We start from the raw sequence: 26,754 nt of genomic DNA, 5'->3' as shown, positions 1-26,754 counted from the left end.
GGTCTGATGATCGAACCTGGAGGCGGTAAGCTGTCCGACGTGCTCGGAAACGACTACGCCGGGCAGGACTGCGCGCTGGCCCGCTCGCTCGAGATCCTCGGTGAACGCTGGACGCTGCTGATCGTTCGCGATGCCTTCTACGGCGTCCAGCGGTTCACCGACTTCCAGGTCCACCTCGACATCCCCAAGGGCGTGCTCGCCGACCGGCTGAAGGGCCTGACCGAGGACGGCGTGCTGGAGCGGCGGCCCGATCCGGCCCATCCCCGCCGGCCCGTGTACGTCCTCACCGCGACCGGTCGCGAGCTGTGGCCGCCCCTGCACGCGCTGCTGGCCTGGGGCGGACGGCACCACGGCGGCAACAGCCGCGTCTTCCTGCACGTCACGTGCCCGACGCCGCTCGACGACCGCGGGACGTGCCCGGACTGCGGCGCGACGCCCGGCCCCGAGGACATCCTGTCGGCGCCCGTCGCCGGGCGCCGCCGGCGCCGCGACGATCCGGTGACGACCGCGCTGCGCCCGCCGCGCCGCCTGCTCGACCCGATCGCGACCTGAACGCGCTTGACAGATCGTACGCTCTAGTAGACGATAGGCATATGATGACGAGCGCGGAATGAGGACGCGGTTCCACCCTGGTTCGGCGCCGCCGACCGACGGGCCGGTCGTCGTCAGCTACACGGAGTTCACGGCGCGCCGCCTCTGGCAGCTGCCGGGGATCGCGTGGGCGGGCTTCGGGCTGCGGCGTGGCTGGTGGGCGATGCCGGGCGCGCTCGGCGTCGTGCTCTACGTCGACGTCCGGGCACGCCGGGGCGGGTCGATGTCGGCCTGGTCCAGCGCCGAGGACCTCCGCCGCTTCGTCGCGCTGCCTCGGCACGTGGCGATCATGCGCCGCTATCGCACGCGCGTCAGCGTGCGGGCGACGACGTGGACGACCGAGGGCTTCCGGCCGGGCGCGGCGTTCGCGGAGGGGCGGGCACGGCTGGCGACCGCGCGCGAGCCCGTCGCCTAGGACTCGGCGGCGATCACGGTCCGCAGGGGCGTCCTTCAGGCGCTCGGCGTCGGGCGCGCTGAGCGCGGCGAGGAACTCGCGCTCGGTGCGTCGATCGTGCGCTCGACCCGCTGCCGGGTCGTCGGCGGTCGGGGGCACGGCGGAACGATACATCGCCGATGGTCAGCATTGCTGACGATCACCTACGCTGACAGGATGATCGTCATCACCACCCCCACCGGCCAGATCGGCCGGGAGGTCCTCGACGCGGCCCTCGCGAGCGACGAGCCGGTCCGGGTGATCGCGCGCGATCCCGCACGGCTCCCCGCTGACGTCCGCGAGCGCGCGGAGGTCGTGCAGGGGTCCCACGGCGACCTCGACGTCGTCACCGCGGCGCTCGACGGCGCCGACTCCGTGTTCTGGCTGGTGCCGCCCGACCCGCATGCCCACAGCCTCCAGGAGCACGTCCTCGGCTTCGTCCGCCCGCTCTGCGCCGCGATCAACCACCTGGGCGTCCAGCGCGTGGTCGCGGTCTCGAGCCTGGGCCGCGGCATCGCCAAGGACGCCGGCCAGGTGTCGGCCATCTTCGCGATGGACGACCTGATCGAGAGCACCGGCGTGGCCTACCGCTCGCTGTGCCCGCCGGGCTTCATGGACAACATGCTCTGGCAGGCCGGCTCGATCCGTACCCGGGGCACGCTCTTCCTGCCGCTGGCCGCGGATCGACGGGTGCCGATCTGCGCCGCGCGCGACGTCGCCGCGACCGCGGCGCGGCTGCTGCTCGACGAGACCTGGAGCGGCCAGGAGGACGTCCCGGTGCTCGGGCCCGAGGACCTCTCCTACGCCGAGATCGCGCAGATCATGACCGAGGTGCTCGAGCGGCCGATCCGCTTCCATCCGCTCACGAGCGACGCCTACAAGTCGGTGCTGCTGCAGGGCGGCATGACCGAGGCGTGGGCGCAGGGGCTCGTCGCCATGGCGGCCGCCGTCGACCGGGGCATCTACGACGACGCGCCGCGCACGGCGCAGTCGACGACGTCGACGACCTTCCGGCAATGGTGCGAGGCCGTGCTCAAGCCGGCGGTGCTGGGCTGACGGCGCGGGCGGCCGGCGTGGCCCGCAGCGCGAGCACGGCGTCGAGGTACTCGCCGATCGCGTCGCGGTTGCGGGCGAGGCAGTCGATGCGCTGCGTCATCCGGTCGCGCTCCTGGGTCAGGGTCGCGAGCATCTCGGGCGTGGCGTCGGGGAAGTAGATCGTGCGCGGCTTGTCGAGGCAGGGCAGGATCTGCTTGATGATCCGGGTCGGCAGGCCGGCGTCGAGCAGGCCGCGCACCTGGATCACGCGATCGACGCAGTTGTCGTCGTACCGGCGGTAGCCGTTCGCCGTGCGGTGCGCGATGATGAGGCCCTGCTCCTCGTAGTAGCGCAGCAGGCGCCGGGGTGTCGCGGTGCGCTCCGAGAGCTCGCCGATCCGCATGTGTGATGTACCTCACGTGTCGGGGCTTGACCTTCACACTGATGTGAGGGTTGAAGGCTATCGGGCATGCGCAAGTACCTGCCGGCCCTCCTGGCCCTCACCACCGCGGTGTTCATCACCAGCCTGACCGAGACGCTGCCCGCCGGCGTCCTGCCGGACATGGCCGGCGACCTCCACGTCAGCGAGGCGGCGATGGGCCAGAGCGTGACCGTGTACGCGCTGGCCACGGCGCTGACCGCGATCCCGCTCGTGGCCGTCACCGCGGGATGGGACCGCAAGCGGCTGCTGCTGGCGGCGATGGCCGGCTTCGTGGTCGGCAACACGGCCACCGCGCTGTCGGGGACGTTCGCGTTCACGCTCGCGGGGCGCTTCGTCGCCGGCGTCGCGGCGGGCCTCGCGTGGGCCGTGCTCGCCGGCATCGCCCGCCGCATAGTCCCGCCGTCGCTGCAGGGCAGGGCGATCGCGGTGGCCATGGCCGGAGTCCCGGTCGCCCTCTCGCTGGGCGTGCCGCTCGGCACGTTCGTGGGCGACGCGCTCGGCTGGCGCGTCGCCTTCGGCGCGATGAGCGTGCTGGCGGTCGGGCTCGTCGGCTGGATCGCGGCGACGGTGCCCGAGCAGCCGGGGCAGTCGGCCGCCGAGCGCGCGCCGGTGCTCGGCGCGCTGCGGGTGCCGGGCGTCGTCCCGGTCCTGCTCGTCACGCTGACCTACGTCCTGGCCCACACCATCGTGTACGCCTACATCGCGACCTATCTCGACGACGTCGGCCTGGACGGATCGACCGACACGGTGCTGTTGGTCTTCGGCGTGGCGTCGCTGGCGTCGATCTGGATCGTCGGCGCCCAGGTCGACCGGCGGCTGCGCGCGCTCACGCTGACGAGCGCGACGCTCGTCGCCGTGGCCGCGGGGCTCCTCGCGGCCGGCGGCGCCGCACCGGTCGTCTACCTCGCCGCCGCGGCGTGGGGGCTGGGCTGGGGCGGCGTCCCGACCCTGCTCCAGACCGCGGGCGCGCGCGCCGGCGGCGGCGCCGCCGACGGGGCGCAGGCCATGCTCGTCACGCTGTGGAACGTCGCGATGGCCGCCGGCGGCGTCGCCGGCGGGGTGCTCCTGGACGCGGCGGGCGCCGACGCGCTGCCCTGGGGCGCGCTCGTGCTGCTCGTCCCGGTGCTGGCGGTGGTCGCGGCGGCGCGCGAGCACGGCTTCCCGGCCCCGCGGCGCGCCGGTCGCGAGCGGCGCGCGGAGAGCGCTAACGTGCCTGCCGTTGGCGAGTCCTGACGACATGATGAACATGCCCGTCGACCTCGACGGGTGGCTGGCGCTGGGCGCCGATCTCGTCATCGCCCAGGACTACGACCCGCGCGCCCTGGCCGACAGCGCCGCCGACGTCGAGCGCGTGCTCGCCGCCGGGGTGCTCGACCTGCCGGCGCACGCCGACCTCGCCCGTCCTTGAGGTGCTGGGCCCGCGCGGCTGTCAGGTGGCCTGGGCGCGGCCGTCGCGCCCGGATCCGTCGCGGCTCGACGACGAGGTCCGTGCACGGCTCGCCCGGCTGCGCCACCCGGACGATCGCGCTCGGCACGCGACCGGCGTCCTGCTGACCGACGCGCTCGTCCGTGAGCACGGCGGCCCGGACGCCCGCGTGCGGCGGGCGCGCGGTCGGGCGCCGGTCGTCGAGGGCGCCGAGTTGTACGTGTCGGTCGCGCACGCGGGCGCGTTGGTGGCGGTGGCCGTGACGCGGATCGCGCCGGTCGGCGTCGACGTCGAGGCGCTCGCCGGCGCGCCCGATGCCGGAGAGCTGGCCGCCGGGATCCTCGCGCGGGCCGAGCGCGACGCCTTCGCGCGCTGCTGTGCCGGCCGCGACGAGGCGGCGCGGCGCTGGGCGCTGCTGACGTGGTGGACGCGGAAGGAGGCGGTCCTGAAGGCCACGGGCGACGGGCTGGCGGTCGAGCCACGCGACGTCGCGGTCTCGGCGCCGGACGAGCCGCCGCGGCTGCTGGCCTTCGCCGGGCGGCCGGCCCTCCCGGCGACCTGCTCGATCGCCGACGTCGCGCCCGATGCCGAGCACGTCGGCGCGGTCGCCCTCCTGGCCGGCGGGCCGATCGCCGTCGAGCACGTCGACGGCGCCGCGCTGCTCTAGTTTCACGACACTAGACGGCGGCGGCCGCGGCGCACCGAAGCGGCGCGGCGTCCGCGTCGGCGGAGCGGACCTGGGCGCCGACGCGCCGGGCGGTCTCGTGGGCGCACAGCCACCGGTGCAGCGCCTCCTCGCCGCCGATGTCGCGCGGCGCGAAGTCGTCGGCCAGGTCGAGCACGAGCGGCCGGGACAGCATCGCGTGCGCGACGACCAGCCGGCCCGCCGGACCGGCGAGCAGGCCCAGCGCGATGCCGGCGTCACGGGCGGCATTCACCGCGACGGCGCCGAGGATGAGCGGCGCACCGCTGCCGCGGGCCAGCGCGACGTCGAGGCGGAAGCTGTCGGGCGCGCCCGAGCGGTCCGCCGTGAACGCGGCGGCCAGCAGCTCGCCGCAGGCCGCCAGCTCCTGACGGGGCGCGCCGGAGCGGGCGGCCTCGAGCCGCCCGGCCAGCTCGGCGAGGCCGCGACGGGCGGCCGCCGCGTCCGCGTCGGGCGTGGCGGAGAGGGCCAGCAGCGCGTGGCGGACGCAGCCTTGCGGGGCGCCGCAGCGGTCGATCGTGCGCGTCATCGTAGGGCACCCTAATACATAGCGGTGCGGTCGGGAATCGCGGGGTCGGCGACAGGACGCGGTGGGTGCCGCATAGACTCGGCGCCGTGCCCGGAGGAGCCACCAGCCAGCGTGCGGCCGACTACGTGGAGATCTTGTACGAGCTGCTCTTCCCGGTGGGCGAGTACCGCCCCAACGAGGCGGCCGCGCCGATCGCCTCGCGCGTCGCCGATCGGCTCGGCGTGTCACGCGCGTCGGCCGGCGAGATGCTCCGGCGGCTGGCGGACCAGGGCCTGATCGAGCGCGGCCCCGGCCGCTCGCTGGCGCTGACGGCGACGGGCATCGAGCTGGCCGAGCAGGCGATCCGCGCGACGCGCGTGATCGAGACGTTCCTGGTGTCCTTCATGGGCTACGCGCCCGCGCAGGTCCACGCCGACGCGACCCGGATGCGCGACGCGTTCCGCCCGGACATGATCGACCGCCTCCACGAGCGGCTCGGGTCGCCGGCGCGCTGCCCGCACGGCTGGCCGGTCGGCGCGGGCGACGAGCGTCAGGAGGCGGGCGACCTGCGGCGGCTCATCGAGCTCGAGGAGGGCGCGCGCTGCCGGATCGTCGGGATCGTCGAGGACGACCCCGAGCTCATCGGCTGGCTGTTCGACGAGGGGTTGGTCCCCGGCGCCGGCCTGCGCGTCCAGGACGTCCACCCGGCCGCCGGCCGGCTCACGGTCGGCGTCGGGCGCAGCGCCAAGGTCGTGGTCGGCGAGCGCGCCGCGCGCCAGGTCTACGTGACGGCGCGCGGCTGACGCCCACCGGCTAGCGGCGGTGCTCGACCGCGGTGCGGGCGAGCCGCACCTTGGTCGAGCGCAGGGCCGCGGCCGCCTTCGCGCCCTTGGGCGTGAACGTGACCGTCAGCGTCGCCGCGACGGCCTTCCTCTTCAACAACGCCGCGCCCTTGGCGGTCTTCTTCAGCGCGATCTTCAGCGTGCCGGCCTTCGTCGCGGTGGCGGTGCCGGTCGCGATCGTGGTGGCGCCGGACTTGACGGTGGCCTTGGCGACGCCGGCCGCCGGGACCTTGACCGAGGCCGAGCGGCCGACGACCTTGATCGACCCGAGCGTCAGCTCCAGCGACAGGTTGCCGACGGGTCCGGCCGGGCCGATCGCGCCCGCCGGGCCGGCGGCGCCGGTGGGACCCGTGGCGCCGTTCACGCCGGCCGCGCCGTTGGCGCCCGCCGCGCCGGTCGGCCCGACCGGGCCCTGCGCGCTGCCGTTCTCGTCGACGACCTTGGTCCGCGTCGCCGTCAGCGGCTGGGCGTCTGCCGCGTAGAGCTTGTGGTTGACTTGGTCGACGACCGCCTCGTAGCCGAGGACGATGCCGGACTTCAGCTCGACGATCGACGCCGAGTAGGTGCCGCCGCTCTCGGTGACCTTGGCGGCCCGGATCGTGCCGGAGCTCATCTCCGAGATGTAGGCCGTGCCGGAGGCCTCGTCGACCGCGGTCGCGATGACGCGGCCGTAGGTCGGGATCGTCAGCACCGGCGCGTCGTTGGCCGGGTCGGCGTCCTCCTCGATGACGGTCACGACCTGGCCGCTGAGGCTCGCGACGTAGACGAGGCCGCGCGTGCTGTCGACGGTCGCGGCGTTCGGCGTGCCGGCCACGGGGATCGTCTTGACCAGCAGGCCGGTCGACGCGTCGATCACCGAGACGCTGTTGGCCGAGGAGTTGGCCGTGTAGATGCGGTCGCGGACCGGGTCGTAGGCCGGGCGCGAGTTGTCCTGGTCGACGCCGCCGCTCTGGGTGTCGATGGTGTCGATCGGCTGGTTGCCGGCCTGCGACGCGACGTTGGGGTTGCCGGTGTCGATCGTCGTCAGGTCGAACACGAGCACGTCGCCGAGGTTCGGCGCAGCGAACGTGCCGGCGTAGAGGCGCTGGTGGGCGACGTCGATCGCGAGGTCGGCGACGCCGGGCGCGTTGAGGCGCGCGACGACCTTCTTCTGCTTGACGTCGACGACCGCGACGTAGCCGGTCGTCGCGTTGTAGTTGGCCACGAAGGCCAGCGGCGAGCCGTTGGAGGCCGGCAGGTCGGTGTCCGGGTAGACGCGCGGCGTGCGGACGCGGGAGAACGCGGCCGTCGTGCCGTCCGGGTTCTTGGTGATGACGTCGGCGTTGGCCGGCGCGGTAGCCGACGACTTGAAGACCGCCACCGACCCGGTGCGCGTCTGGGCCGTGACGAGCCACGGGTCGGCGGGCGCCGCCGGGTCGGGCGCGAGCGCGATCCCGTACGGGTTGTTCGCGGTCCCGCGGTTGGTCGCCGACGCGATGCCGGAGGCGTTGGCGTTGCCGAAGGCGTAGCCGCCGCCGACGACGCCGTCGCTGCCGAGCAGGTTCGTGAAGGAGTAGTTCTTCAGGAACGCGTTGGTGGTGGTGTCGAACGCGACGACCTTGCCGGTCGAGGCCTGGGTGATCGAGGTGGAAGTCAGGTCGGCACCGGCCGTGGCCGGCAGGACCCCGAGGACGCCGATGGCGGACAGCAGCGCCGGCAGGCGCAGCCCCGTTCGGCGCAGGTTCTTGATGGACAAGTGCGTGCTCCTTGGATGGCGCTCGCGAGGGGCGAGCGGTACGTGTCGGCGGTCACCCTACAGAATCTGTAAGGGTACCCTTACTCTGTTGCGTGAAGACGCCGCACGCCCATCCGTCACGAAGGACCCGATGCCCCGAATCCCCCTGCTGTCGACCGTCGCCGCGCTCGCGCTCGCGGCGGTCCTCCCGGCCGCGGCGCAGGCCGCGCCGCTGACCTACGCCGACCCGGGCACCGGCGCGGCGGTGACGCTGAACAACGACACGTACGCCAAGAGCGGGCGCATCGAGATCTCGGGCACGGGCTTCGTCCGCAGCCAGGGCACCGGCCAGCCGATCATCGCCCTCAAGCCCGACGAGGAGGACGACCAGGCGCAGGTCGCCCGCTGGAAGACCGGCGGGCCCGACGCCGGCGCCCCGGTCGACGTCGGCGGCGGCGAGTGGGTCCTGACGTTCGCCGCCAAGGTCGACGGTACGTTCAGCGGCTGGATCGACCTGCCCGACGACCTCGCGCTGACCGGCCCCGGCGCCGGCGCGCACGCCGGCGAGCACGTCCTGCGCCTGCTCTCCGGCCTCCTGAGCACCGACGGCGCGAGCCCGACGCCGCCGATCAACCTCGGCGCGTACTTCTCGTCGGTCGACTTCAGCTACGGGATGGTCAGCGCCAGCTCGACCTTCTACGACGGCCGCGTCTTCCCGGCGGCGGCGTCGATCGGCGTGCGCGGCGGGGCGTTCGCCGCCAGCGCCCCGGTGGCCATCCAGCTCGACGGCGCGCCGTACTCGGCCACCACGATCGCGACTGGCGCGACCGGCGCGATCGCACCGACCGCGCGCCTGACGATCCCGGCCGGCATGGCCGCGGGCGTCCACGCCTTCACGCTCACCACCGGCGCGGCCACCTTGATCCAGCACTTCACGGTCGCCCCGGCGGCCGCGGGCGCGCTGGCCCAGACGGCGGTCACCGCCGGCCAGCGCGTCGCGTTCACCGCGACCGGCTTCCGCGGGATCGCCGGGGCCGGCCAGAAGGTCGGCGTGATGCTCGGCACGCAGGGCGTCAAGGCCTGCCTGACCGCCGACGCCGGCGGCGCGCTGTCGGGCACGGTCGACCTGCCGGCCGACGCGACGACCGCCAAGGCGAGCCCGATCCGGCTGCTGGGCGGCGCGTCGTGCGTGTCCGGTGGCGAGCAGAACGACCTGCCCGCGCGCGTCGTCCAGCTGCCGTTCACGGTGGTGGCGCCGGACCCGACGCCCGACGCCCCGCCGGCCGCGACGCCCAATCCGCCTGCCGCGACGCCGCCGCCGGCCGTCGTCCCGCCGGTCTCGCCGGCCAAGGTCGTCGTGCCGCGCCCGACGGCGCTCACGCTGCTGCGCGGCGGCCGCTCGCTGCGGGTCGCGCTCGGCGCCGGCACGGCCCAGCGCGTCACGGTCTCGGTCAGGACGACCGGCAAGGTCCGCACCAGGCGCGGCGGCAAGGCGAAGGTCATCACGCTGGCCACGGCGCGGACGGTCGCGCCGAAGGCCGGCGCCAAGGCGACCGTGACGCTGACGGTGACCGTCGCGGGCCGTCAGGCGCTGCGGCTCGCCGGCCGGCTGAAGGTCACCGTCCGCGTCGCGCCCGTCGGCGGCGGCGCGGCGGTCACCCGGACCGTGACGCTCCGGAGCGCGGCATGAGGCGCCGCCGGAAGGTCGCGGCGGTCGTCGTCGTCGCCGCCGGCGCGCTGGGCTGCGGCCTGGCCGCGGGCGGCGCGATCGGCGCCGCGCCGACGACCGCGTCGTTCGTCGTCGTCGACAACGCGTTCCAGGCGGCCGGTGGGTCCGGCACGTCGGTGACGATCGCCCAGGGCGGCAAGGTCGACTTCGCCTACCCCGACGGCGCCGACGAGCACGACGTCCGGTTCGTCCGCGACGGCGTCGCCTGCACGCAGACCGACGGCGTCGGCAACGCCACCAACAGCAAGGTCGTCCCGCCCGCGCCCGAGGAGGAGGGCTGGGCCGGCACCTGCACGTTCGCCCAGGCGGGCACCTACCAGTTCTTCTGCGACGTCCCCGAGCACGACATGAAGGGGTCGGTCGTGGTCGAGGCCGACCTGACGACCACGACCGCGCCGCCCACCGGCACCGGGACGCCGACCACGCCGACGACCACCCCGACGACGTCGGGCGGCGGCGGTAACGGCGGCGGCACCGCCCCGGGCGGCGGCACCGCGCCGGCCGCGGGATCGACCACGACCCCGCCGGCACCGAGGATCGCGGTCGCCCAGCGCCAGAAGGGAACGGTCGTACGCGGCACGGTCACGCACGCGGGCGCGCGCACGAGGGTCGCCGTGGACGTGCGCGCCCAGCGCGGCACGGTCAAGGCCCCCGGCCGCCGGACCGCGCTGGTGAGCGTCGGCAAGGCCACGCGACGCACGTCGGCCGGCGGCCGCCTGGCCATGGCGATCCGCCTCGACGCCCGCGCCCGCGCGGCGCTCCAGCGTGCGCACCGGCTCGCGGTGACCGTGCGCGTGACGGTCACGCTCCCGGTCGTGGGCGCCGCGACCGAGTCCTTCGCGGTCGTCCTCGCCGCGCGCGCCGCTGCACAGGCCAGGGCCGCCGCGGCCGCCCCCGCGAAGGCCGCGGTCAGCCTGAAGAACATCAGGTTCACCCCCGCCACGGTCACCGTCCGCAAGGGCGGGACCGTGACGTGGACGTGGCGCGACGGCGGCACGCCGCACGACGTGGTCGGCCCCGGCTTCCGGTCCAAGATCGTCGCCAAGGGCACGTTCAAGCACCGCTTGGCCCGGGCCGGCACGTTCCGCTACGTGTGCAGCATCCACCCCAAGATGAAGGGGAAGGTCGTCGTGCGCTGATGGGGTGTTCAAAGGGCCGGAGCGGCGCGGCGGTCGGCGGTCAGCGCGACGAGGCCGTCGGCCAGGCCGCCCTGCCAGCACAGCGCGTCGTGCCCGCCGTGGTACTCGACGTAGGACAGGTCGTGGCCCTTGAGCGCGAGCACGTCGCGCAGGTGGCGATGGCGGGCCAGCAGCGCCCACTCCTGCAGGCCGACCTCCAGGTGGAAGCGGACCGGGACCGGCGCGGCGGCGACGTAGGCGTCGACGATCGCGCCGGCGCCCGCGTCGAAGTCCGTGGCCGACGGCCACCACAGCGACGCCGACTGCGACAGCACGCGGCCGAAGCGCTCGGGCGCGCGCAGCGCCGCGAACAGCGCGGTCAGGCCGCCGAGGCTGCGGCCGGCCAGCGTCGTGCGCGCGGGGTCGGCGGCGAGCGGGCGGTGGCTGGCCGCCCACGGCAGCAGCTCGCCGGCCAGGAACCCGACGAAGTCGGCCGAGCACGCCAGCTCGCGCCAGCGCGTCGCGTTGTCGACCGTCGAGGGCATGATCGCCACGGTCGGCGGGATCGCGCCGGCCGCGATCAGGTTGTCCAGGATGGTCGCGGCCGGCAGCCGCGTCGCCCAGTCCTCGCCGTCGAGGAGGATCAGCGCGTCGGCCGCGTTGGCCGCGTCCGCCGCGCCGAGCTCCGGCGCGGGCGTGTAGAGCCAGACGTCGCGCTCGTTGCCGAGGATCGCGCTGGCGACGCGGTGGGCGGCGACGGTGCCGCGCGGGACGCCGTCGCGCGCGGCCACCCACGGCTGCGGCGGCGCGTCGGGCAGCTCGACGACCGAGTGCGGGGCGACGCCGTAGCGCGACGGGAACGGCGCGACGATGTTGTAGGGGTCGGAAGTCGCGCGCGCCGCGGCGGCGCCCCAGCGCGACGGCGGGCCCGTGATCGCCGGGCCGTCCTGGACGTCGTCGCGATCGGCGGGCGCGAGCTGGTAGGTCGCGCGCCAGTCCGCGCGCAACCGGAAGCTGCGGTGCCAGACGTCGGTCCCGGGCAGGCGCTCGAGCGTGCTCGCGTCCCACACGCTCGGGTCGGTCAGCTTGTTGGCCAGCAGGACGACCTCGCGGGTGCCAGGGCCGTTGCCGCGGCGGTCGCGCCACAGGAACGTCACCGTGCGGTGGCGCGGCTCGCCGTCGCGCGGCTCGACCAGCGGCGTGCCGGCCGCGGCGACCGCGGCCCAGAAGCGGTCCAGGACGGCGGCGCGCCCGGCCGTGCCGGCCGCGTCGAGGTCGGCCCGCAGGTGTGCGAGCCGGTCGCTGGCCACCACCTCGGGCGCGGGGTGCTTGGGGATCTTCGGCGGCCTCATCGCGCGGGCGCCAGCGCGTGGGCGACGTCGTCGAGCACGACCCGCTCGGCGAGCGGGCCGCCGGCGCTGGTCCACGCCGAGCCGTCGACCGCGACGACGCGGTCGGCGCGCACCGCGTCCAGGCGGGTGAAGCCCGGCGTGTCGCGCGCCAGCGTCAGCGCCTTGCGCGCCGCGGTCAGGTCGGCGGGCGTCTCGGACACGCCGCCGGTCGCGCCGGTGCCCAGCGCGCCGAAGAACATCCAGTCGCCGTCGATGGCGCGCAGGTTCTCGAGGCTGACGGGCACCGAGTGGCCGGGGCCGCGCCGGTCCTGGGAGGCCGGTCGGCGCAGCCCGAGGTCGGCGAGCACGCGGCCCGCCGCGAGCTCCTTCATCAGCACCGACGGCAGGCCGATGCCGCCCCAGCGCACGATGCTGACCCGCGCCGCGGCGTTCGCGCCGAGCGCGGCGCGGACTCGCGCGACACGGGCGTCGAAGTCCGCGAGCACGCGGGCGCCGGCGGGCTGGCGGTCGAGCACGCGCGCGGTGGCGGTGAACGCCGAGCGCCAGTCCTCAGCCGTCCTGCTGACGTACGCGGTGGGCGCGATGCGCCGCAGCTTGTCGACGATCGAGGCGTCCTGGACGGAGGTGCCGTCGACCAGGATGAGGTCGGGGCGCAGCGCGGCGACGCGCTCGATGTTGGGCTGGCCGAGGGCGCCGAGGATCGGGATGCCGTGCGCCCGCCGAGCGAGGTAGGAGGAGACGCCGCCCTGCCCGCGGCCGCTGGTCGTGGCGATGGGGTGGACGCCGAGCGCCAGCGCGGCGTCGAGCGTGGGCTCGCTGAGCGTGATCACGCGCTTGGGCCGGGTCGGGACGGCGACCTGCGTGCCGCGCGCGTCGCGGATCGTGCGCGTCTCGCCGGCGCTCGGCAGGTCGCTCGATCCGCACGCCGACACGACGGCCGCGAGGGCGGCGACGAGCGCCAAGAGGGCGGGGCGCGGGCCGGAGATGGGGGAGGAGGGCATCGCTGGAGATCCTTGTTAGGGTGCCCTACATCAGATTACCCTAACTACTCCCGTAAGGGTGCCCTGCCACCCGACGGAGAGGACCGACCAATGCCTGCTCTCGCACTCCGAACCCGTACCGCCCTCGCCGCCGCGGCCCTCGCGGCCGCGGTCACGCTCGCGCCCGCCGCGAGCGCGATCCCGCCGGGCGGCCCCGCCCCGACCCACAACGGCGCGAAGGTCCGCCTCGACCGCACCGCCGTCAAGGCCGGCGGCCGCATCAAGGTCGTCGGCACGAACTGGAAGTCCACGTCCTCGCGGACCGTCGAGGGCGCGACGGTGACCGTCAAGATCGACGACCGCGACGTCCTCGCGCTCCTCCCGATCAAGGGCAAGCGCTTCTTCGGCTGGGTGCGCGTGCCCAAGCAGGTCAAGGCCGGCCGGCACTGGCTGCGGTTCCTGGCCTCCGACCCCGCGACGAGCGTCAAGAGCGCGACGTTCAAGGTGTCGCGATGAGCCGGCGCTCGCTGGCGACGACGGCCTGCGTGGCGGGCGCGCTGCTGGGCGCCGCCGTGCCCGCCGGCGTGCTCGCGATCCCGCCGACGGGTCCGGCCGAGAACCCGGGGAGCCCGCCGGCGGCCGTGACGATCGCCACGCCGCAGGTGCCCGCCGCGGGCGGCGCGGTGCGCTTCATCGGGGCCGGCTTCCTCACCGCGGGCGGCGCGCCGCAGAAGGTGTACGTGAAGATCGACGACCACGGCGACGCCGGGATCGGCCCGTTCACCGCGGCCGCCGACGGGACGCTGAAGGGCACCGTGGCGCTCGACGACGCCGAGGCGCCCGCCGACGTGGCGGACCCGTCGAAGGACCACTGGCTGCGGTTCCTGGCCGGCCCGAGCGGCAAGTACCCCAACAACGGGCCGCCGCGCAGCCTGAAGGCGGCGTTCCGCGTCGTCGCGCCCGCGGTGCGGGTGGTCGGCACCGCCGCGCTGCGGACCGGCTCCGGCCGCGTGGCGGTCAGGCTGCGGGCCGCAGACGCCGCCGGCGTCCGCGGGACGGCGGACCTGCGCGCGGCCGGCGTCACGCTGGCGCGCGGCGCGTTCGCGCTCGCCGACGACGCGCCGCACACCGTGCGCCTGGCGCTGACGGCGAGCGGCCGGCGCCGCCTGGCCGCGGGCGGCGCGACGCTGAGCGCCCGGCTGACCCTGACGCCGCGGGGCCGGAGCGCCCTGGTGGCCAACGTGAACGTGAAGGGAGCGCGGTGATGCGCGTCGTCCTCGCCGCCGTGGTGGCCATCATGATGGTGTCGGTCGCGCCGGCGGTCGCCGTGCCGCCCGGCGGCCCGGTCGAGAACCCGCTCGGCGCGACGGTGACGCTGACCAGCGCCACGGTCACGGCCGGCGGGACGGTCACGTTCAGCGCGACGGGCTACGACGCGGGCGAGCACGTCTCGATCAAGGTCGACGACGGCAAGGTCAAGACCGGCGACGGCGGCGACGTCTTCGCGACGGCCGACGCGGGCGCCGACGGCACGTTCACCGCGACGGTCGACCTGGCGCAGGTCGGCGCCGCCGACGCGGCGGCGCTGACGAGCGGCACCCACAACGTGCGCCTGCTGTCGGCGGCCGGCGCCGGTGCGCGCTCCATCCACGTGGACTACGGCGTGCAGCCGGCACCCGACGGCGGCGGCGGGACCGGTGGCGGCACGACGGCGCCGGGGCCGACCGCGCCGGTGCCACCGGCGACGCCCGCCGTCACCGCGCCACGCATCGCCTCGACGGCGCTGCGGGCCGTGGACGGGCGCGTCGCCGTCGCCCTGCGCGGCGGCTCGGCGCGCGCGACCGGCACCGCGTCGCTGCGTGCGAAGTCCGGCGTCGTGCTGGCGCGCGCGGTGCGCGTCACGCTCGGCGCCAAGAGCGCGCGGACGATCCGCTTCACGCTCACCGCGGCCGGCCAGGCGCAGCTGCGGCGGCACCGCCGGCTGGCGGCGACCGTGCGCTGGACGCCGTGGGACGGCGGCAAGGCCATCGTGAAGTCGTTGACGCTGAAGGTCGCCTGATGCCCACCGTCGACCGCGTCCGCCACGCGCTGCGCGTCCGGCTGCTGGAGGTCGCCTCCGTCGCGGACCTGACGCCGCGGCTGCGGCGCGTCGTCCTGCGGGGCGACCTCGACGGGTTCGCGTCCGCCGCCCCCGACGACCACGTCAAGCTCCTGTTCCCGCGCCCCGGCGAGCAGCGGCCGGTCCTGCCGGAGCTCGGGCCCAACGGCCTGAGCCGCGGACCCGACGCGCCGCCGGCGCGCGACTACACGCCGCGCGCGTTCGACGTCGCGGCCGGGACGTTGACGGTGGACATGGTCGTCCACGGCGACGGCCCGGCGGCGACGTGGGCGGCGGCCGCGCGCCCGGGGTCGCGCGTCGGCCAGGTCGGCCCGCGCGGCTCGCGCGTCGCGTCCGACGACTTCGACTGGTGGCTGCTGGCTGCCGACGAGACCGGGCTGCCGGCGCTCGCGCGGCGGCTGGAGGAGCTGCCGCCCGCCGCCCGCGCGATCGTCCTGGTCGAGGTCGACGGCCCGGCGGACGAGCTGGCGCTTCGGACCGACGCCGACGTCCGCCTCGCGTGGCTGCACCGCGACGGCGCGGAGCCCGGGACGACGACGCTGCTCGAGGACGCCGTGCGCGACCTCGCGCTGCCCGTCGGCGAGGGCTTCGCCTGGGTCGCCGGCGAGGCCGACGCCGCGCGCCGCCTGCGCACGCACCTGCGCGACGAGCGCGGCCTGCCCAAGGCCTACACCAAGGTCACCGGCTACTGGCGCCTCGGTGCCGCCGACCACCACGACCCGCCGGAGGACGGCGCGTGAGCGGCGAGCTCGACGGCGCGGTCGCGCTGGTCACCGGCGCCGCCGGCGGCATCGGGGCGGCGGTCGTGCGGACGCTCGCGGTCCGCGGCGCCGCGGTGGCCGCGGCCGACCGCGACGGCGACGCCGCGACCGCGCTGGCCGAGGCGGTCGTCGCCGACGGCGGCACCGCGTTCGGCGCGCGCGTGGACGTGACGGACGCGGCGGGGGTGCAGCGCATGGTCGCGCGGACCGAGGCGGCGCTCGGCCCGCTGACCGTCGCGGTGTCGGTGGCCGGCGTGCTGCACGCCGCGCCGGTCGTGGACACGACCGACGCCGACTGGGCCGCGACGTTCGCGGTCAACGCCACCGGCCCGTTCCACCTGCTGCGCGCGGCCGGCCGCGCCATGGCGCCGCGCGGCCGCGGCGCGATCGTCGTCGTCGGCTCCAACGCCGCGTCGGTCCCGCGCGCCGGGATGGCGGCCTACGCCGCGTCCAAGGCCGCGGCCACGATGCTCGCGCGCTGCGCCGGGCTGGAGCTGGCGGCCGCCGGCGTCCGCTGCAACGTCGTCTCTCCGGGCTCGACCGACACCGCGATGCAGGACGCGCTGTGGCCCGACGGCAGCGCCGCCCGCCGCGCGGTCGACGGCTCGCCCGAGCACTTCCGCGTCGGGATCCCGCTCGGCCGGATCGCGGCGCCCGACGACGTCGCCGAGGCCGTCGCGTTCCTCGCGTCCGACCGCGCCCGGCACATCACGATGCACGACCTCCTCGTCGACGGCGGGGCGACCCTCAAGGCCTAGAACATGATGACCCTCCTTCCTGCCGACGCCCATCCCCGAGACCTCCTCGCCGCCTACGCGCCCGGCGAGGGCAGCCTGCTGGCGGGCGGCACGCGCACGCTGCTGGCCCGCGGCGCCCACGCCGTGGTCCCGATCACCGCGCGCCGCGACCAGCTCGCGACCATCGCCGAGCGCGCCGGCCGGCTGCTCGACGAGGTGGTGGCCGGCGGCCATCCCGCCGCGGTCGTCGTCGGCGCCGTGCCGTTCGACCGCCGCGAGCGCGCCCGGCTCGTCGTCCCCGAGGAGCTGGCGGTGGCCGGGCCGCTGCTGCTCTGGCCGCACGACGCGGTGGTGGTCCTGGACGACCAGCGCGCGACGGTGCGGGCGGTGCCCGCGCCCGAGGCCTACGCCTACGCGGTCGGCGCGGCGCTGGGCCGGCTGCGCGAGGGGTCGCTGCGCAAGATCGTCCTGGCGCGCGGCCTGGACGTCGAGGCCCAAGCGCCGGTCGACGTCCGCGGCGTCGTGCGCAACCTGGCGGCCGCCGACCCGCGGGCGTTCACGTTCGCGGTCGACCTGCCGCGCGACGACGACGGTGCCGCCGGCGCGCCGCGCACGCTCGTCGGCGCGAGCCCCGAGCTGCTGATCCGGCGCTCCGGCCTGGAGGTCGTCGCGCATCCGATGGCCGGCTCGGTGCCGCGCCATCCCGACCCGGTCGAGGACGCGCGCCGCGCCGCCGAGCTGCTGCGCTCGCCCAAGGACCGCGACGAGCACGCGGTCGTCGTCGACGCGGTGCGCGCCGCGCTGACGCCGCTGTGCTCGGCGCTCGACGTCCCGGCGGGGCCCGAGCTGCACCGCACCGCGACGATGTGGCACCTCGCCACGCGCGTGCGCGGCCGGCTGGTCGACGAGTCGACGAGCTCGCTCGCGCTGGTCGCGGCGCTGCACCCGACGCCCGCGGTGTGCGGCACGCCGCGCGACACGGCGCGCGACGTGATCGCGCAGCTCGAGGCGCTCCCGCGCGGCTTCTACTCCGGCGCGCTCGGCTGGCAGGACGCGTCCGGCGACGGCGAGTGGACGGTGACGATCCGCTGCGGCGAGGTGCGCGGCGCCAGCGTCCGGCTGTGGGCGGGCGCGGGGATCGTCGCCGACTCCGACCCGCGCGCCGAGCTGGACGAGACCACCGCGAAGTGCCGGACCATGTTGGAGGCCTTGGGCCTGGCCGGCGAAGCCGCTCCCGCGCGGACGCGCGACGAGGAGCGCGTCGCATGACCGCCCACCCGCTGCGGCGCAGCCCGACGTGGCCGGCGGCCGACGCCGCCCGCTACCGTGCCGCCGGCCTGTGGACGGGGGAGACGTTCGGCGCGCTGCTCGCCGACCGCGCCGCGCGGTTCGGGCCGCGCACCGCGGTCGTCGGAGGCGACGAGCGCTGGACCTACGCGGAGCTGGACGCCCGCGCCACCGCGCTGGCCCAGGGCTTCGCCGACCTCGGCATCGCGGCCGGCGACCGCGTCGTGGTGCAGCTGCCCAACATCCCCGCCTACGTCGAGGTGCTCTTCGGCCTGTGGCGCGCCGGCGCGCTGCCGGTCTTCGCGCTTCCCGCGCACCGCCGGACCGAGATGGTGGCCTTCGCCGCGACGGCCGAGGCGACCGCGATCGTCACGGTCGACCGGCACGCCGGCTTCGACCACGGCGCGCTCGCGCGCGACGTCACCGCGACGGTGCCGTCGCTGCGGCACGTCGTCCTGGCCTCCGAGCTCGACGCGCTGCGGGCGCCGGCCGAGGGCGCGCTGCCGCAGGCGCGGCCGGACGCCGTCGCGTTCCTGCAGCTCTCGGGTGGGACGACCGGCACGCCGAAGCTGATCCCGCGCACGCACGACGACTACCTGTACTCGGTGCGCGAGAGCGCGGCGATCTGCGACCTGACGCCGGCGAGCGTCTACCTGTGCGCGCTGCCCGCCGCCCACAACTTCCCGATGAGCTCGCCCGGGATCCTCGGCGTGCTGCACGCCGGCGGGACCGTCGTGCTCGCGCCGTCGCCGGAGCCGCGCGCCGCGTTCGCGCTGATCGCGCGCGAGCGCGTCACGATCACCGCGCTCGTCCCGCCGCTGCTGCTCGCGTGGCTCGAGGCGCGGTCGTCGGACGCCTCCGACGACCTGTCCTCGCTGGAGCTGCTGCAGGTCGGCGGGGCCAAGCTCGCGCCCGAGGCCGCGCGGCGCGTCGCGCCCGCGTTCGGGTGCCGGCTGCAGCAGGTCTTCGGCATGGCGGAGGGGCTGGTCAACTACACGCGCTCCGACGACGACGACGACCTCGTCGCCGGCACGCAGGGCCGCCCGATCAGCGACGCGTTCGACGAGGTCCGCGTCGTCGACGACGCGGACGCCGACGTCGGCGACGGCGAGTTGGGGCACCTGCTCACCCGCGGCCCGTACACGATCCGCGGCTACTACGACGACGCCGACCCGGGCGCGTTCACGCCCGACGGCTTCTACCGGACCGGCGACGTCGTGCGGCGCCTGCCCTCCGGCCACCTCGTGGTCGAGGGCCGCGCCAAGGACCAGATCAACCGCGGCGGCGAGAAGATCGCGCCCGACGAGGTCGAGGGCCACCTGCTGAACCATCCGGCCGTGCACGACGTCGCGGTCGTCGCGGTGCCCGACGACCGGCTTGGTGAGCGATCGTGCGCGGTCATCGTCGCGCGCGCCGAGGCACCCGCCCCGCCGACCGCCGGCGACGTCCGCCGCTTCCTGCGCGAGCGCGGCGTCGCGGCCTACAAGGTGCCCGACCGCGTCGCGGTCGTCGCCGAGTTCCCCCTGACCGGCGTCGGCAAGGTGAGCCGGCGCGATCTCCGAGCGGCGGTTGCCGCGTCCCTCATCGAGGAGCCCGTATGACCCTCCCGCGCATCACCCCGTACCCGATGCCGACCGCGACCGAGCTGCCGGCCAACCGCGTCGACTGGCGCCCGGCCGCCGACCGCTGCGCGCTGCTGATCCACGACATGCAGCATCACTTCCTGGCGGCGTTCGACCGCGGCGCCGAGCCGATCCCGGAGTTGTTGTCCAACATCGCGGCGCTGCGCGACCGCTGCGCGCAGCTGGGCATCCCGGTGATCTACTCCGCCCAACCGGGCGGCCAGACGCTCGAGCAGCGGGGGCTGCTGCAGGACTTCTGGGGCGACGGGATCGCCGCGGGGCCCGCCGGGCAGGCGATCGTCGACGAGCTCGCGCCGCGCCCGGGCGACGTCCGGCTGACGAAGTGGCGCTACAGCGCGTTCGTGCGCACCGAGCTGGACGCGGTGCTGCGCGAGCAGGGCCGCGATCAGCTGCTGGTGGTCGGGATCTACGGCCACATCGGCTGCCTGATGACCGCGTGCCACGCGTTCATGCAGGAGGTCGAGCCGTTCCTGGTCGCCGACGCGATCGCGGACTTCTCGCAGGACGACCACCGGATGGCGCTGGCGTGGGGCGCGCAGCGGTGCGCGGTCGTGACGACGACCGGTGCGGTGCTCGACGCGGTCGCCGCGGCGGGCGCCGGGCTGACGCGCGCCGACGTCGCAGCCGACCTGCTCGGCGCGGTCGAGGATCCGCCGGCGGTCCTGGACGGCGCGACCGACCTGATGGACTTGGGCCTGGACTCGATCATGGTCATGAGCCTGCTGACGCGGTGGCGCGAGCGCGGCGCCGACGTGTCGTTCGAGGACCTGGCCGAGATCGAGCCGACGCTGGACGCGTGGTGGGCGGTCGTCGCGGCCGCGCAGCGGCGGCGCGCGCCGTCGGTCGCGGCGTGACGCGGCGCCGGCTGACCTCCGCGCAGCGCGGGATCTGGTTCGCGCAGCAGCTCGACGCCGCGAGCCCGGCGTTCGTCACGGCCGACTGCGTCGAGCTGGGCGCCGGGGCGGACGTTCCGCGGCTGGCGCGCGCGGTGGGCGAGGCGCTCGGCGCGGCCGAGGGGCTGTGGGCGCGGCTGGGCGCCGGCGCGGACGGCGAGCCGTTCCAGGAGCTGGGCGCCGCGGCGCCGTCGGTCCCGCTGCTCGACGTGCCCGGCGCGGCGGAGGCCGACGCGTGGATGGCCGCCGATCGCGCGCGGCCGTTCGCCCTCGGCGCGGGCGCGCTGTGCCGTCAGGCGGTGCTGCGGCTCGGGGACGGGCGGGTGTGGTGGTACCAGGCGATCCACCACCTGGCGACCGACGCCTACGGGACGTCGCTGCTGCTGCGCCGCGCCGCGCAGCGCTACGCGGGCGAGGACGGGCAGGCGTTCGGCACGCTCGCCGCGCTCGACGACCTCGACACCGCCTACGCCGCGTCGGAGCGGCGCGCGGGCGACCGCGACTTCTGGCGGACGCGGCTGGCGGGCCTGGAGGCGGCGCCGGCCGTCGCCGGCGGGGCGGGCGACGCCCCCGGCGCGCCGCACCGCGTCGCCGTCCCGCTGGCGCGCGCGCTCGACGCGCCGCGCGCGCTGGCGCTGATCGCCGTCTGGCTGCACCGGATGACCGGCGCCGACGACGTCGTGCTCGGCGTCCCGTGGATGGGCCGGCTCGGCTCGCCGGCGGCGCGCGTGCCGGCGTGCTGGATCAACGTCCTGCCCCTGCGGCTGGCCGTCACGCCGGCGCGCACGGTCGCGGCCCTGACCGAGGACGCGGCGCGCGGGCTGGCCGAGATCCGGCGTCACGGTCGCTACCGCTACGAGGACCTGCGGCGCGACCTCGGGCTGCTCGGCGAGGAGCGGCGGCTCGTCGGGCCGCTGGTCAACGTCAAGCCGTTCCTGCGCGAGATCGCGTTCGCGGGCCGGCCGGCGACCGTGCGCAACCTGGCCGCCGGGCCGGTCGACGACCTGACGCTCACGCTGAGCGGCGACCGCCTGATGGTCGAGGCCGACCCGGCCCGCCATGGCGTCGGCGACGTGGCGGCCCACGCGGAGCGGCTGGCCGCGCTGCTGGCCCGCGACGAGGACGGGCCGTCCGGCCGCGTCGCGGTCGCGCGGCCGGCCGAGCGCGAGGCCGAGCTGGGCGCGGCGCGGGGCGCGCGGGTCGCCGCCGGCGGCGGCACGCTGTGGTCGCGGCTGGCCGAGCAGGCGGCGCGGACGCCGGACGCGCGCGCCGTCGTGGCCGCGGACGCGACGCTGACCTACGCGGAGCTGCACCGCGCGGCGGCGGTGCTCGCCGGCCAGCTCGCGGCACGCGGCGCGCGCCCGGGCGCGGTCGTCGGCGTCGCGCTCGACCGCTGCGCCGCGTTGATGGTGACCTTGCTCGCGATCCTGCGGACGGGCGCGGCGTACGTGCCGCTGGAGCCCGACGCCCCGGCCGAGCGCACGGCGATGATGCGCGCCGACGCCGCGCCGGTCTGCGTCGTGTCGGCGCGGGGGATCGAGGGCGGCGGCGCGAGCGTGGCGCTGGGCGACGGCCCGCGGCCGGACGACCTCGCCTACGTCCTGTACACCTCGGGCTCGACCGGGCGGCCGAAGGGCGTGGCGATCGCGCACCGGGCGATCGTCAACCGGCTGGCGTGGATGCAGGGCGCCTTCGCGATCGGCGCCGACGACCGCGTGCTGCTCAAGACGCCGCTGGGCTTCGACGTCTCGGTCTGGGAGCTGTTCTGGCCGTTGACGGTCGGGGCCACGCAGGTGGTCGCGGCGCCGGGCGCGCACCGCGATCCGCCCGCGCTGGCCGACGCGATCACGGCGCACGACGTCACCACCACGCACTTCGTCCCGTCGATGCTCGCCGCGTTCCTCGGCGAGCCCGCGGCGGCGACCTGCACCTCGCTGCGGCGCGTCGTCACGTCCGGCGAGGCGCTCGGCCCGGACCTCGCGCGCCGGCTCTTCGCGACGCTGCCCGCCACCGAGCTGCACAACCTGTACGGGCCGACCGAGGCGGCGGTCGACGTCACCCACCACGCCTGCGACCCGCGCGGCGAGGCGACGATCCCGATCGGCCGCCCGATCTGGAACACCGACGCCTACATCTTGGACGCGGCGCTGCAGCCGTGCCCGGCCGGCGTGCCCGGCGAGCTGTACCTGGCCGGCGTGCAGCTGGCCGAGGGCTACCGCGGCCGGCCGGGGCTGACCGCCGAGCGCTTCGTCGCCGATCCGCACGGAGCGCCGGGCGCGCGGATGTACCGGACGGGCGACCGCGCGTGCCGGCGCCCCGACGGCGCGATCGCCTACCTCGGGCGCACCGACCTGCAGGTCAAGGTCCGCGGCGTCCGCATCGAGCCGGGCGAGGTCGAGGCCGCCCTCCTGCGTCATCCGTCCGTCGAGCAGGCGGCGGTCGTCGTGCGCGAGGACCGGCCGGGGGACCCGCGGCTGGTCGCCTACGTGGTGCTCGACGAGCGCGCGCCGGCCGAGCCGGCGGCGCTGCGGCGCCATGCGGCGGCCGTGCTGCCCGACGCGATGGTCCCGGCCGCCGTGCTGCTGCTCGACGCGCTGCCGGTCGGGCCGGCGGGCAAGCTGGACCGCGCCGCGCTGCCGGCCCCGGCCGCGGTCGCCGCGGGCGAGGGGCGCGCGCCGGCGACGCCGCGTGAGGAGGCGCTGTGCGCGCTGTTCGCCGACGCGCTCGCGCTTCCGCGCGTCGGGCCCGACGACAACCTCTTCGACCTCGGCGGCCACTCGCTCCTCGCCGCGCGGCTGGCGGGCCGGATCCGGGCGGCGCTCGGCGCCGACCTCACGATCGGCAGCCTCTTCGCGGCGCCGACCCCGGCGGCCCTGGCCGCGCGCCTCGACGACGGCGGCCGCGCCGACGCGCTCGAGCCGCTCCTGGAGCTGCGCGCCGGCGCGCCCGGCGCGCGGCCGATCTTCTGCGTCCATCCGGCCGGCGGGCTGGGCTGGTGCTACGGCGGTCTGGCGGCCCGGCTGCCGGCGGGGCGGCCGGTGATCGCGCTGCAGGCCGACGGATCAGCGGGCGACGCGACGCTGGACGACCTCGCCGCCCGCTACGTCGCGCGCGTCCGCGAACGGCAGCCCGACGGCCCGGTCGACCTCGTCGGCTGGTCGGTCGGCGGCGTGATCGCGCACGCGATCGCCGTGCAGATCCAGGACGCCGGGGAGCAGGTCGGGGTCCTTGCCTTGCTCGACGCCTACCCCGGCGACCAGTGGCGCCACCTCGCGCCGCCGACCGAGCAGGAGGCGCTGCGGGCGCTGCTGCTGATGGGCGGCCTGGACCCGGAGCTCGCGCCCGCCGACGTCGAGGCCACGCGGGCGCTTCTGGCCGAGCACGGCAGCGCGCTGGCGTCGCTGCCGGCGCCGGCCCTGGCGTCCGTCGTCCGGACCGTCGCGCACACCGCCGGGCTGATGCGCCGCGCCGAGCACCGCCCGTTCCGGGGCGACGCCTACATGTTCGTCGCGGGCGCGCCGCGCGCCGAGTCCTGGCTGACGCCCCGGGCCTGGGAGCCGCACGTCACGGGCGCGGTCATCACCACCACCTTGGACTGCACGCACCCCGAGCTGGTGCGCCCCGGCGCCGTGGAGGTGGTCGCGGACACCCTCGGCGCGGCGCTGGGCGGCGCGCGCGCGGAGGTTCTCGCGTGAGCCTTTCGCCGTTCGACGACCCCAATGGGGAGTACGTGGTCCTGGCCAACGCCGCCGGCGCGCGATGCCTCTGGCCGGCCTGGGCCGACGTCCCGGCCGGCTGGTCGATCGACTTCGGCCCCGCCGCGCGACCGGCCTGCCTGGCGCGGATCGAGGCGCGGCCGGACGAGCCGGCTAGCAAATCCCACTGAATCGGTGCACAATGTCGTCCCATGGCCGCGCTGGACTCCGCCGCGACGAACGGGCACGACGCGATCGTCGTCGGCGCCGGGCCCGCGGGCCTGGCCACGGCGGCCGAGCTGCAGCGCCGCGGGCTGACCGCGCTCGTGCTCGAGCGCGGCGACGGGCCGGGCGCGGCGTGGGCGCACCACTACGACCGCCTGCGGCTCAACACCGTCCGGTCGACCGCCGGCCTGCCCGGGCGCCGGCTGCCGCGACGCACCGGTCGCTGGCCTTCGCGCGACGACGTCGCCGCCTACCTCCGCGACTACGCGGGGCGGCGGCGCCTGACGGTGCGGTCGGGCGTGACCGTGCGGACGATCGCGCCGGGACGGGACGGCGGCTGGATTGTCGAGACGTCGGCCGGGCCGCTCGCCGCCCCGATCGCGGTGGTCGCCACCGGCACGTGCAGCGTGCCGCACACCCCGGACTGGCCGGGGCGCTCGGGGTTCGCGGGCGAAGTGGCGCATGCCGCGGGCTACCGCGACGCCGCGCCGTATCGGGGCCGCGACGTGCTGGTCGCCGGCGCCGGCAACTCGGGCGCGGAGATCGCGCTGGACCTCGCGGAGGGCGGGGCGGCGCGCGTGCGGCTGGCGGTCCGCACGCCGCCGCAGATCGTGCCGCGGACGGTCCTCGGCGTCCCGACCGTCCTCGTCGCGATCGGCACGCGCCGGCTGCCCGCCGGCGTCGGCGACCGGATCATGCGCGGGCTGCAGCGCCGGGCGGTCGGCGACCTGTCGTCCTACGGGCTGCCGCTGCCGGCCGAATCCATCTCGGCGAGCTACGCGGCCAGCGGCGTCGTGCCGATCTCCGTGCCCGGCTTCGCCGACGCGGTGCGGAGTGGACGGATCGAGGTCGTCGGGCCGCTGCGGCGCTTCGCCGGCCCGCGGGTCGCGGTGGGGGACGCGTGGATCGTGCCCGACGCCGTGATCGCCGCGACCGGCTACCGCGCCGACCTCGCCGCGTTGCTCGGCGCCGGATCGCCGGCGCTGGACGCCGGCGGGCGCCCCGTGGTCGGCGGCGGCCTACCGGTTCCGGCCGCGCCGGGCCTGTTCCTCGTCGGCTTCGCCAACCCCCTGACCGGCAACCTGCGCGAGATCCGGCTCGAGGCCCGGCGGCTGGGCCGCGCGGCCGCCGCGTACTGCGCCGTGGCGTCGGCGTCGGCGCCCGTCGCCGCCGACGATCCGCTGTGCGATCCGCGCCTGACCCCGATCGTCTGAGCGCTCAGGCGCGCAACGCTTCGAGGATGCGCTCGACGGCGGCGTCGACGTCGAGGTGGGCCGTGGGGATGCGCACCTCCGGCCGCTCCGGCGCCTCGTAGGGCGCGTCGACCCCGGTGAAGCCCTGGATCTGCCCGGCGCGCGCCTTCTCGTAGAGGCCCTTCGGGTCGCGGCGCGCGCACTCGTCGGCGTGGGTGTCGACGAAGACCTCGAAGAACGGCAGCTCCGCGACGCGGTGCAGCGTGCGCGGCACGGCGCGGTCGGCGGCCAGCGGGGAGACCAGCGAGACGACCGCCACGACGCCGGCGTCGGCGAGCAGGCGCGCGACGTGGCCGACGCGGCGGATGTTCTCGGCGCGGTCGCCGGGCCGGAAGCTGAGGTCGTCGTTGAGCCCGTGGCGGATGTGCTCGAGCTCGGCGACGACCTCGCGGACCGTGTGGACCGCCTCGGCCTCCAGCGCGCGCAGCTGCGAGACGGGGGCGGCGCGGCCCGTCACGCGACCGCCTCGCGCTCGCCCCGGTAGCGGTCGGCCCACGCGGCCGAGCGCGCGTTGCCCTGGCGCTCGGTGGCCGGCGCGGGCACGTCGTCGTCGGGCAGCCCGAGGAACCGCAGCACGCCGCCGACGACGCCGGCCGGGTCGGCGGCGAGGTCGTCGTAGGACACCTCGTGCGGCGTGCGGCCGCTCGCCGCGAACCACGTGCGCCACGCGGCGTCGTGGTCCTCGAGCTGGGCGACGAGGTGGTCGATGCCGGCGAAGGAGTACCGCGCTTGGTCGGCCGGCGTGCCGCGCCCGGCGCGCCAGGTCTGCGTCTGGACGGCGCGCCAGAGCGACACCGCCTGGGCGACCTTGTCCGGACGCGTGACGAACACGAGCCGCAGCTCCGGGCCGAGCAGGGCCGTGAGCGTGGCGCCGAGATCCGGCGACGGCGGGACCTCGTCCAGCTCGTGGGCGCGGGCGAGCAGGTCGCCGACGTGGCCCCACATCAGCTTGCCGCCCCAGACGCCGTTCGGCGTGGTGCCCGCCGCGACGATCCTGGCCCACCAGGCGGCCGCCGGCTCGGGGTCGGGGCGCGGCGGGTCGAGCGGCGACAGCAGGTCCAGGACCTCCGGGTCGTCGACGCCGTCGAAGTGCTCGCGCGGCTGCCGCGGCTGGCTGGAGTGCCGGAGGACCTCGAAGTGCTCCAGCGGGATCCCCGCGACGCCGGTGGCCCGTAGGGTCTCGCACAGCAGGGTGCTGCCGCTGCGCGGGGTGGCGACGACGAGATAGGCGGAGTCGGGCATGCATTCTCTATGTAACCAGTTGGAAT

Annotated in this window: 27 protein-coding genes; 20 read left to right on the top strand and 7 right to left on the bottom strand. The window is 76.6% G+C overall.

Annotated elements, in window-relative coordinates; translation table 11 throughout:
* The first annotated feature begins 6 nt into the window (after positions 1–6).
* The 3 genes from DSM104299_RS19945 to DSM104299_RS19935 all read left to right on the top strand — a co-directional run bounded on the left by DSM104299_RS19945 (position 7) and on the right by DSM104299_RS19935 (position 2,080).
* Positions 7–552, top strand: coding sequence for a winged helix-turn-helix transcriptional regulator (locus tag DSM104299_RS19945; protein ID WP_432419750.1), 546 nt, complete (start codon positions 7–9; stop codon positions 550–552).
* Positions 553–610: 58 nt separating this feature from the next.
* Positions 611–1,006, top strand: coding sequence for a hypothetical protein (locus DSM104299_RS19940; protein ID WP_272473404.1), 396 nt, complete (start codon positions 611–613; stop codon positions 1,004–1,006).
* Between the two features lie 195 nt (positions 1,007–1,201).
* Positions 1,202–2,080, top strand: a complete 879-nt coding sequence (locus tag DSM104299_RS19935) for an NAD(P)H-binding protein (RefSeq protein ID WP_272473403.1) — start codon at positions 1,202–1,204, stop codon at positions 2,078–2,080.
* Here the strand turns inward: DSM104299_RS19935 and DSM104299_RS19930 are convergent.
* Positions 2,058–2,462: a MerR family transcriptional regulator gene (locus DSM104299_RS19930; RefSeq protein ID WP_272473402.1), complete on the bottom strand. Its 405-nt coding sequence runs from the start codon at positions 2,460–2,462 to the stop codon at positions 2,058–2,060. The two genes, DSM104299_RS19935 and DSM104299_RS19930, sit on opposite strands and share 23 nt — an antisense overlap.
* Positions 2,463–2,528: 66 nt before the next feature.
* Here DSM104299_RS19930 and DSM104299_RS19925 point away from each other — a divergent pair, with 66 nt between their 5' ends.
* Genes DSM104299_RS19925 through DSM104299_RS19915 form a run of 3 tightly spaced genes read left to right on the top strand, consistent with a single transcriptional unit; the run spans position 2,529 to position 4,594 of the window.
* The gene (locus DSM104299_RS19925; RefSeq protein WP_272473401.1) at positions 2,529–3,734 is read left to right on the top strand and encodes an MFS transporter; all 1,206 of its coding nucleotides are present in this window, start codon (positions 2,529–2,531) and stop codon (positions 3,732–3,734) included.
* A complete protein-coding gene (locus DSM104299_RS19920) occupies positions 3,721–3,909 on the top strand; it encodes a hypothetical protein (protein WP_272473400.1) in 189 nt (62 codons plus the stop codon). Before DSM104299_RS19925 ends, DSM104299_RS19920 begins: the two co-directional genes overlap by 14 nt.
* A gap of 1 nt (position 3,910) precedes the next feature.
* Positions 3,911–4,594: a 4'-phosphopantetheinyl transferase family protein gene (locus tag DSM104299_RS19915; protein WP_272473399.1), complete on the top strand. Its 684-nt coding sequence runs from the start codon at positions 3,911–3,913 to the stop codon at positions 4,592–4,594.
* Between the two features lie 10 nt (positions 4,595–4,604).
* On the opposite strand, the gene DSM104299_RS19910 is transcribed toward DSM104299_RS19915, so the two are convergent.
* Entirely contained in the window at positions 4,605–5,159 is a 555-nt protein-coding gene (locus DSM104299_RS19910; RefSeq protein ID WP_272473398.1) for a hypothetical protein, read from the bottom strand.
* A gap of 86 nt (positions 5,160–5,245) precedes the next feature.
* Between DSM104299_RS19910 and DSM104299_RS19905 the strand changes: the two genes are divergently transcribed.
* Entirely contained in the window at positions 5,246–5,941 is a 696-nt protein-coding gene (locus tag DSM104299_RS19905) for a metal-dependent transcriptional regulator (RefSeq protein ID WP_272473397.1), read from the top strand.
* Between the two features lie 10 nt (positions 5,942–5,951).
* Here the strand turns inward: DSM104299_RS19905 and DSM104299_RS19900 are convergent, their stop codons facing one another.
* Positions 5,952–7,715 (bottom strand): YncE family protein, encoded by a 1,764-nt coding sequence (locus DSM104299_RS19900; RefSeq protein WP_272473396.1) that lies wholly within the window; start codon positions 7,713–7,715, stop codon positions 5,952–5,954.
* Between the two features lie 130 nt (positions 7,716–7,845).
* On the opposite strand from DSM104299_RS19900, the gene DSM104299_RS19895 reads away from it, so the two are divergent.
* Together DSM104299_RS19895 and DSM104299_RS19890 are read left to right on the top strand one after the other, a co-directional pair.
* On the top strand, positions 7,846–9,384 hold the full coding sequence (locus DSM104299_RS19895; RefSeq protein WP_272473395.1) for a hypothetical protein: 1,539 nt from the start codon (positions 7,846–7,848) through the stop codon (positions 9,382–9,384).
* Positions 9,381–10,562, top strand: a complete 1,182-nt coding sequence (locus tag DSM104299_RS19890) for a cupredoxin domain-containing protein (protein WP_272473394.1) — start codon at positions 9,381–9,383, stop codon at positions 10,560–10,562. The genes DSM104299_RS19895 and DSM104299_RS19890 overlap by 4 nt, the downstream gene beginning before the upstream one ends.
* A gap of 8 nt (positions 10,563–10,570) precedes the next feature.
* Here DSM104299_RS19890 and fes read toward each other — a convergent pair whose 3' ends face one another.
* Together fes and DSM104299_RS19880 are read right to left on the bottom strand one after the other, a co-directional pair.
* Positions 10,571–11,893, bottom strand: coding sequence for an enterochelin esterase (gene fes / locus DSM104299_RS19885; RefSeq protein ID WP_272473393.1), 1,323 nt, complete (start codon positions 11,891–11,893; stop codon positions 10,571–10,573).
* On the bottom strand, positions 11,890–12,894 hold the full coding sequence (locus tag DSM104299_RS19880) for an iron-siderophore ABC transporter substrate-binding protein (RefSeq protein WP_272473392.1): 1,005 nt from the start codon (positions 12,892–12,894) through the stop codon (positions 11,890–11,892). The genes fes and DSM104299_RS19880 overlap by 4 nt, the downstream gene beginning before the upstream one ends.
* A 90-nt stretch (positions 12,895–12,984) precedes the next feature.
* Here DSM104299_RS19880 and DSM104299_RS19875 point away from each other — a divergent pair, with 90 nt between their 5' ends.
* The 11 genes from DSM104299_RS19875 to DSM104299_RS19825 are packed head-to-tail and all read left to right on the top strand — an operon-like array spanning position 12,985 to position 25,447.
* Complete coding sequence (locus DSM104299_RS19875; RefSeq protein WP_272473391.1) at positions 12,985–13,389, top strand: hypothetical protein; 405 nt, start codon at positions 12,985–12,987, stop codon at positions 13,387–13,389.
* Positions 13,386–14,138 carry a hypothetical protein gene (locus DSM104299_RS19870; protein ID WP_272473390.1) on the top strand — a complete coding sequence of 251 codons (753 nt, stop codon included), beginning with the start codon at positions 13,386–13,388 and terminating at the stop codon, positions 14,136–14,138. Before DSM104299_RS19875 ends, DSM104299_RS19870 begins: the two co-directional genes overlap by 4 nt.
* Positions 14,138–14,932 carry a hypothetical protein gene (locus DSM104299_RS19865; RefSeq protein ID WP_272473389.1) on the top strand — a complete coding sequence of 265 codons (795 nt, stop codon included), beginning with the start codon at positions 14,138–14,140 and terminating at the stop codon, positions 14,930–14,932. Before DSM104299_RS19870 ends, DSM104299_RS19865 begins: the two co-directional genes overlap by 1 nt.
* On the top strand, positions 14,932–15,732 hold the full coding sequence (locus DSM104299_RS19860) for a siderophore-interacting protein (protein ID WP_272473388.1): 801 nt from the start codon (positions 14,932–14,934) through the stop codon (positions 15,730–15,732). Before DSM104299_RS19865 ends, DSM104299_RS19860 begins: the two co-directional genes overlap by 1 nt.
* Positions 15,729–16,511 carry a 2,3-dihydro-2,3-dihydroxybenzoate dehydrogenase gene (locus DSM104299_RS19855; protein WP_272473387.1) on the top strand — a complete coding sequence of 261 codons (783 nt, stop codon included), beginning with the start codon at positions 15,729–15,731 and terminating at the stop codon, positions 16,509–16,511. Before DSM104299_RS19860 ends, DSM104299_RS19855 begins: the two co-directional genes overlap by 4 nt.
* A gap of 3 nt (positions 16,512–16,514) precedes the next feature.
* Positions 16,515–17,759 carry an isochorismate synthase gene (locus DSM104299_RS19850; protein ID WP_272473386.1) on the top strand — a complete coding sequence of 415 codons (1,245 nt, stop codon included), beginning with the start codon at positions 16,515–16,517 and terminating at the stop codon, positions 17,757–17,759.
* Entirely contained in the window at positions 17,756–19,378 is a 1,623-nt protein-coding gene (locus DSM104299_RS19845; protein ID WP_272473385.1) for a (2,3-dihydroxybenzoyl)adenylate synthase, read from the top strand. Before DSM104299_RS19850 ends, DSM104299_RS19845 begins: the two co-directional genes overlap by 4 nt.
* On the top strand, positions 19,375–20,274 hold the full coding sequence (locus DSM104299_RS19840) for an isochorismatase family protein (protein ID WP_272473384.1): 900 nt from the start codon (positions 19,375–19,377) through the stop codon (positions 20,272–20,274). The genes DSM104299_RS19845 and DSM104299_RS19840 overlap by 4 nt, the downstream gene beginning before the upstream one ends.
* Complete coding sequence (locus DSM104299_RS19835; RefSeq protein WP_272473383.1) at positions 20,220–24,008, top strand: amino acid adenylation domain-containing protein; 3,789 nt, start codon at positions 20,220–20,222, stop codon at positions 24,006–24,008. The genes DSM104299_RS19840 and DSM104299_RS19835 overlap by 55 nt, the downstream gene beginning before the upstream one ends.
* Positions 24,005–24,199, top strand: a complete 195-nt coding sequence (locus DSM104299_RS19830) for an MbtH family protein (protein ID WP_272473382.1) — start codon at positions 24,005–24,007, stop codon at positions 24,197–24,199. The genes DSM104299_RS19835 and DSM104299_RS19830 overlap by 4 nt, the downstream gene beginning before the upstream one ends.
* Before the next feature lie 21 nt (positions 24,200–24,220).
* A complete protein-coding gene (locus tag DSM104299_RS19825) occupies positions 24,221–25,447 on the top strand; it encodes a flavin-containing monooxygenase (protein WP_272473381.1) in 1,227 nt (408 codons plus the stop codon).
* Positions 25,448–25,451: 4 nt separating this feature from the next.
* Here DSM104299_RS19825 and cysC read toward each other — a convergent pair whose 3' ends face one another.
* Together cysC and DSM104299_RS19815 are read right to left on the bottom strand one after the other, a co-directional pair.
* Positions 25,452–25,943: an adenylyl-sulfate kinase gene (cysC, locus tag DSM104299_RS19820; RefSeq protein WP_272473380.1), complete on the bottom strand. Its 492-nt coding sequence runs from the start codon at positions 25,941–25,943 to the stop codon at positions 25,452–25,454.
* Complete coding sequence (locus DSM104299_RS19815) at positions 25,940–26,728, bottom strand: Stf0 family sulfotransferase (RefSeq protein WP_272473379.1); 789 nt, start codon at positions 26,726–26,728, stop codon at positions 25,940–25,942. The genes cysC and DSM104299_RS19815 overlap by 4 nt, the downstream gene beginning before the upstream one ends.
* Positions 26,729–26,754 lie beyond the last annotated feature (26 nt).

Source organism: Baekduia alba, assembly GCF_028416635.1.
Lineage (GTDB): Bacteria > Actinomycetota > Thermoleophilia > Solirubrobacterales > Solirubrobacteraceae > Baekduia > Baekduia alba.
Note: the sequence above shows the minus strand (reverse complement) of the source record. Positions and strands in the feature narration are given on the sequence as shown.

What these genes read in the sequence shown, in the direction of transcription:
- DSM104299_RS19910 (WP_272473398.1), bottom strand. Translation starts at nt 5,159, where the DNA reads ATGACGCGCACGATCGACCGCTGCGGCGCCCCGCAAGGCTGCGTCCGC.
- DSM104299_RS19895 (WP_272473395.1), top strand. Translation starts at nt 7,846, where the DNA reads ATGCCCCGAATCCCCCTGCTGTCGACCGTCGCCGCGCTCGCGCTCGCG.
- DSM104299_RS19875 (WP_272473391.1), top strand. Translation starts at nt 12,985, where the DNA reads ATGCCTGCTCTCGCACTCCGAACCCGTACCGCCCTCGCCGCCGCGGCC.
- DSM104299_RS19870 (WP_272473390.1), top strand. Translation starts at nt 13,386, where the DNA reads ATGAGCCGGCGCTCGCTGGCGACGACGGCCTGCGTGGCGGGCGCGCTG.
- DSM104299_RS19825 (WP_272473381.1), top strand. Translation starts at nt 24,221, where the DNA reads ATGGCCGCGCTGGACTCCGCCGCGACGAACGGGCACGACGCGATCGTC.
- DSM104299_RS19850 (WP_272473386.1), top strand. Translation starts at nt 16,515, where the DNA reads ATGATGACCCTCCTTCCTGCCGACGCCCATCCCCGAGACCTCCTCGCC.
- DSM104299_RS19940 (WP_272473404.1), top strand. Translation starts at nt 611, where the DNA reads ATGAGGACGCGGTTCCACCCTGGTTCGGCGCCGCCGACCGACGGGCCG.
- DSM104299_RS19815 (WP_272473379.1), bottom strand. Translation starts at nt 26,728, where the DNA reads ATGCCCGACTCCGCCTATCTCGTCGTCGCCACCCCGCGCAGCGGCAGC.
- DSM104299_RS19880 (WP_272473392.1), bottom strand. Translation starts at nt 12,894, where the DNA reads ATGCCCTCCTCCCCCATCTCCGGCCCGCGCCCCGCCCTCTTGGCGCTC.
- DSM104299_RS19860 (WP_272473388.1), top strand. Translation starts at nt 14,932, where the DNA reads ATGCCCACCGTCGACCGCGTCCGCCACGCGCTGCGCGTCCGGCTGCTG.
- DSM104299_RS19930 (WP_272473402.1), bottom strand. Translation starts at nt 2,462, where the DNA reads ATGCGGATCGGCGAGCTCTCGGAGCGCACCGCGACACCCCGGCGCCTG.
- DSM104299_RS19865 (WP_272473389.1), top strand. Translation starts at nt 14,138, where the DNA reads ATGCGCGTCGTCCTCGCCGCCGTGGTGGCCATCATGATGGTGTCGGTC.
- fes (WP_272473393.1), bottom strand. Translation starts at nt 11,893, where the DNA reads ATGAGGCCGCCGAAGATCCCCAAGCACCCCGCGCCCGAGGTGGTGGCC.
- DSM104299_RS19845 (WP_272473385.1), top strand. Translation starts at nt 17,756, where the DNA reads ATGACCGCCCACCCGCTGCGGCGCAGCCCGACGTGGCCGGCGGCCGAC.
- DSM104299_RS19840 (WP_272473384.1), top strand. Translation starts at nt 19,375, where the DNA reads ATGACCCTCCCGCGCATCACCCCGTACCCGATGCCGACCGCGACCGAG.
- DSM104299_RS19935 (WP_272473403.1), top strand. Translation starts at nt 1,202, where the DNA reads ATGATCGTCATCACCACCCCCACCGGCCAGATCGGCCGGGAGGTCCTC.
- DSM104299_RS19925 (WP_272473401.1), top strand. Translation starts at nt 2,529, where the DNA reads ATGCGCAAGTACCTGCCGGCCCTCCTGGCCCTCACCACCGCGGTGTTC.
- DSM104299_RS19890 (WP_272473394.1), top strand. Translation starts at nt 9,381, where the DNA reads ATGAGGCGCCGCCGGAAGGTCGCGGCGGTCGTCGTCGTCGCCGCCGGC.
- DSM104299_RS19945 (WP_432419750.1), top strand. Translation starts at nt 7, where the DNA reads ATGATCGAACCTGGAGGCGGTAAGCTGTCCGACGTGCTCGGAAACGAC.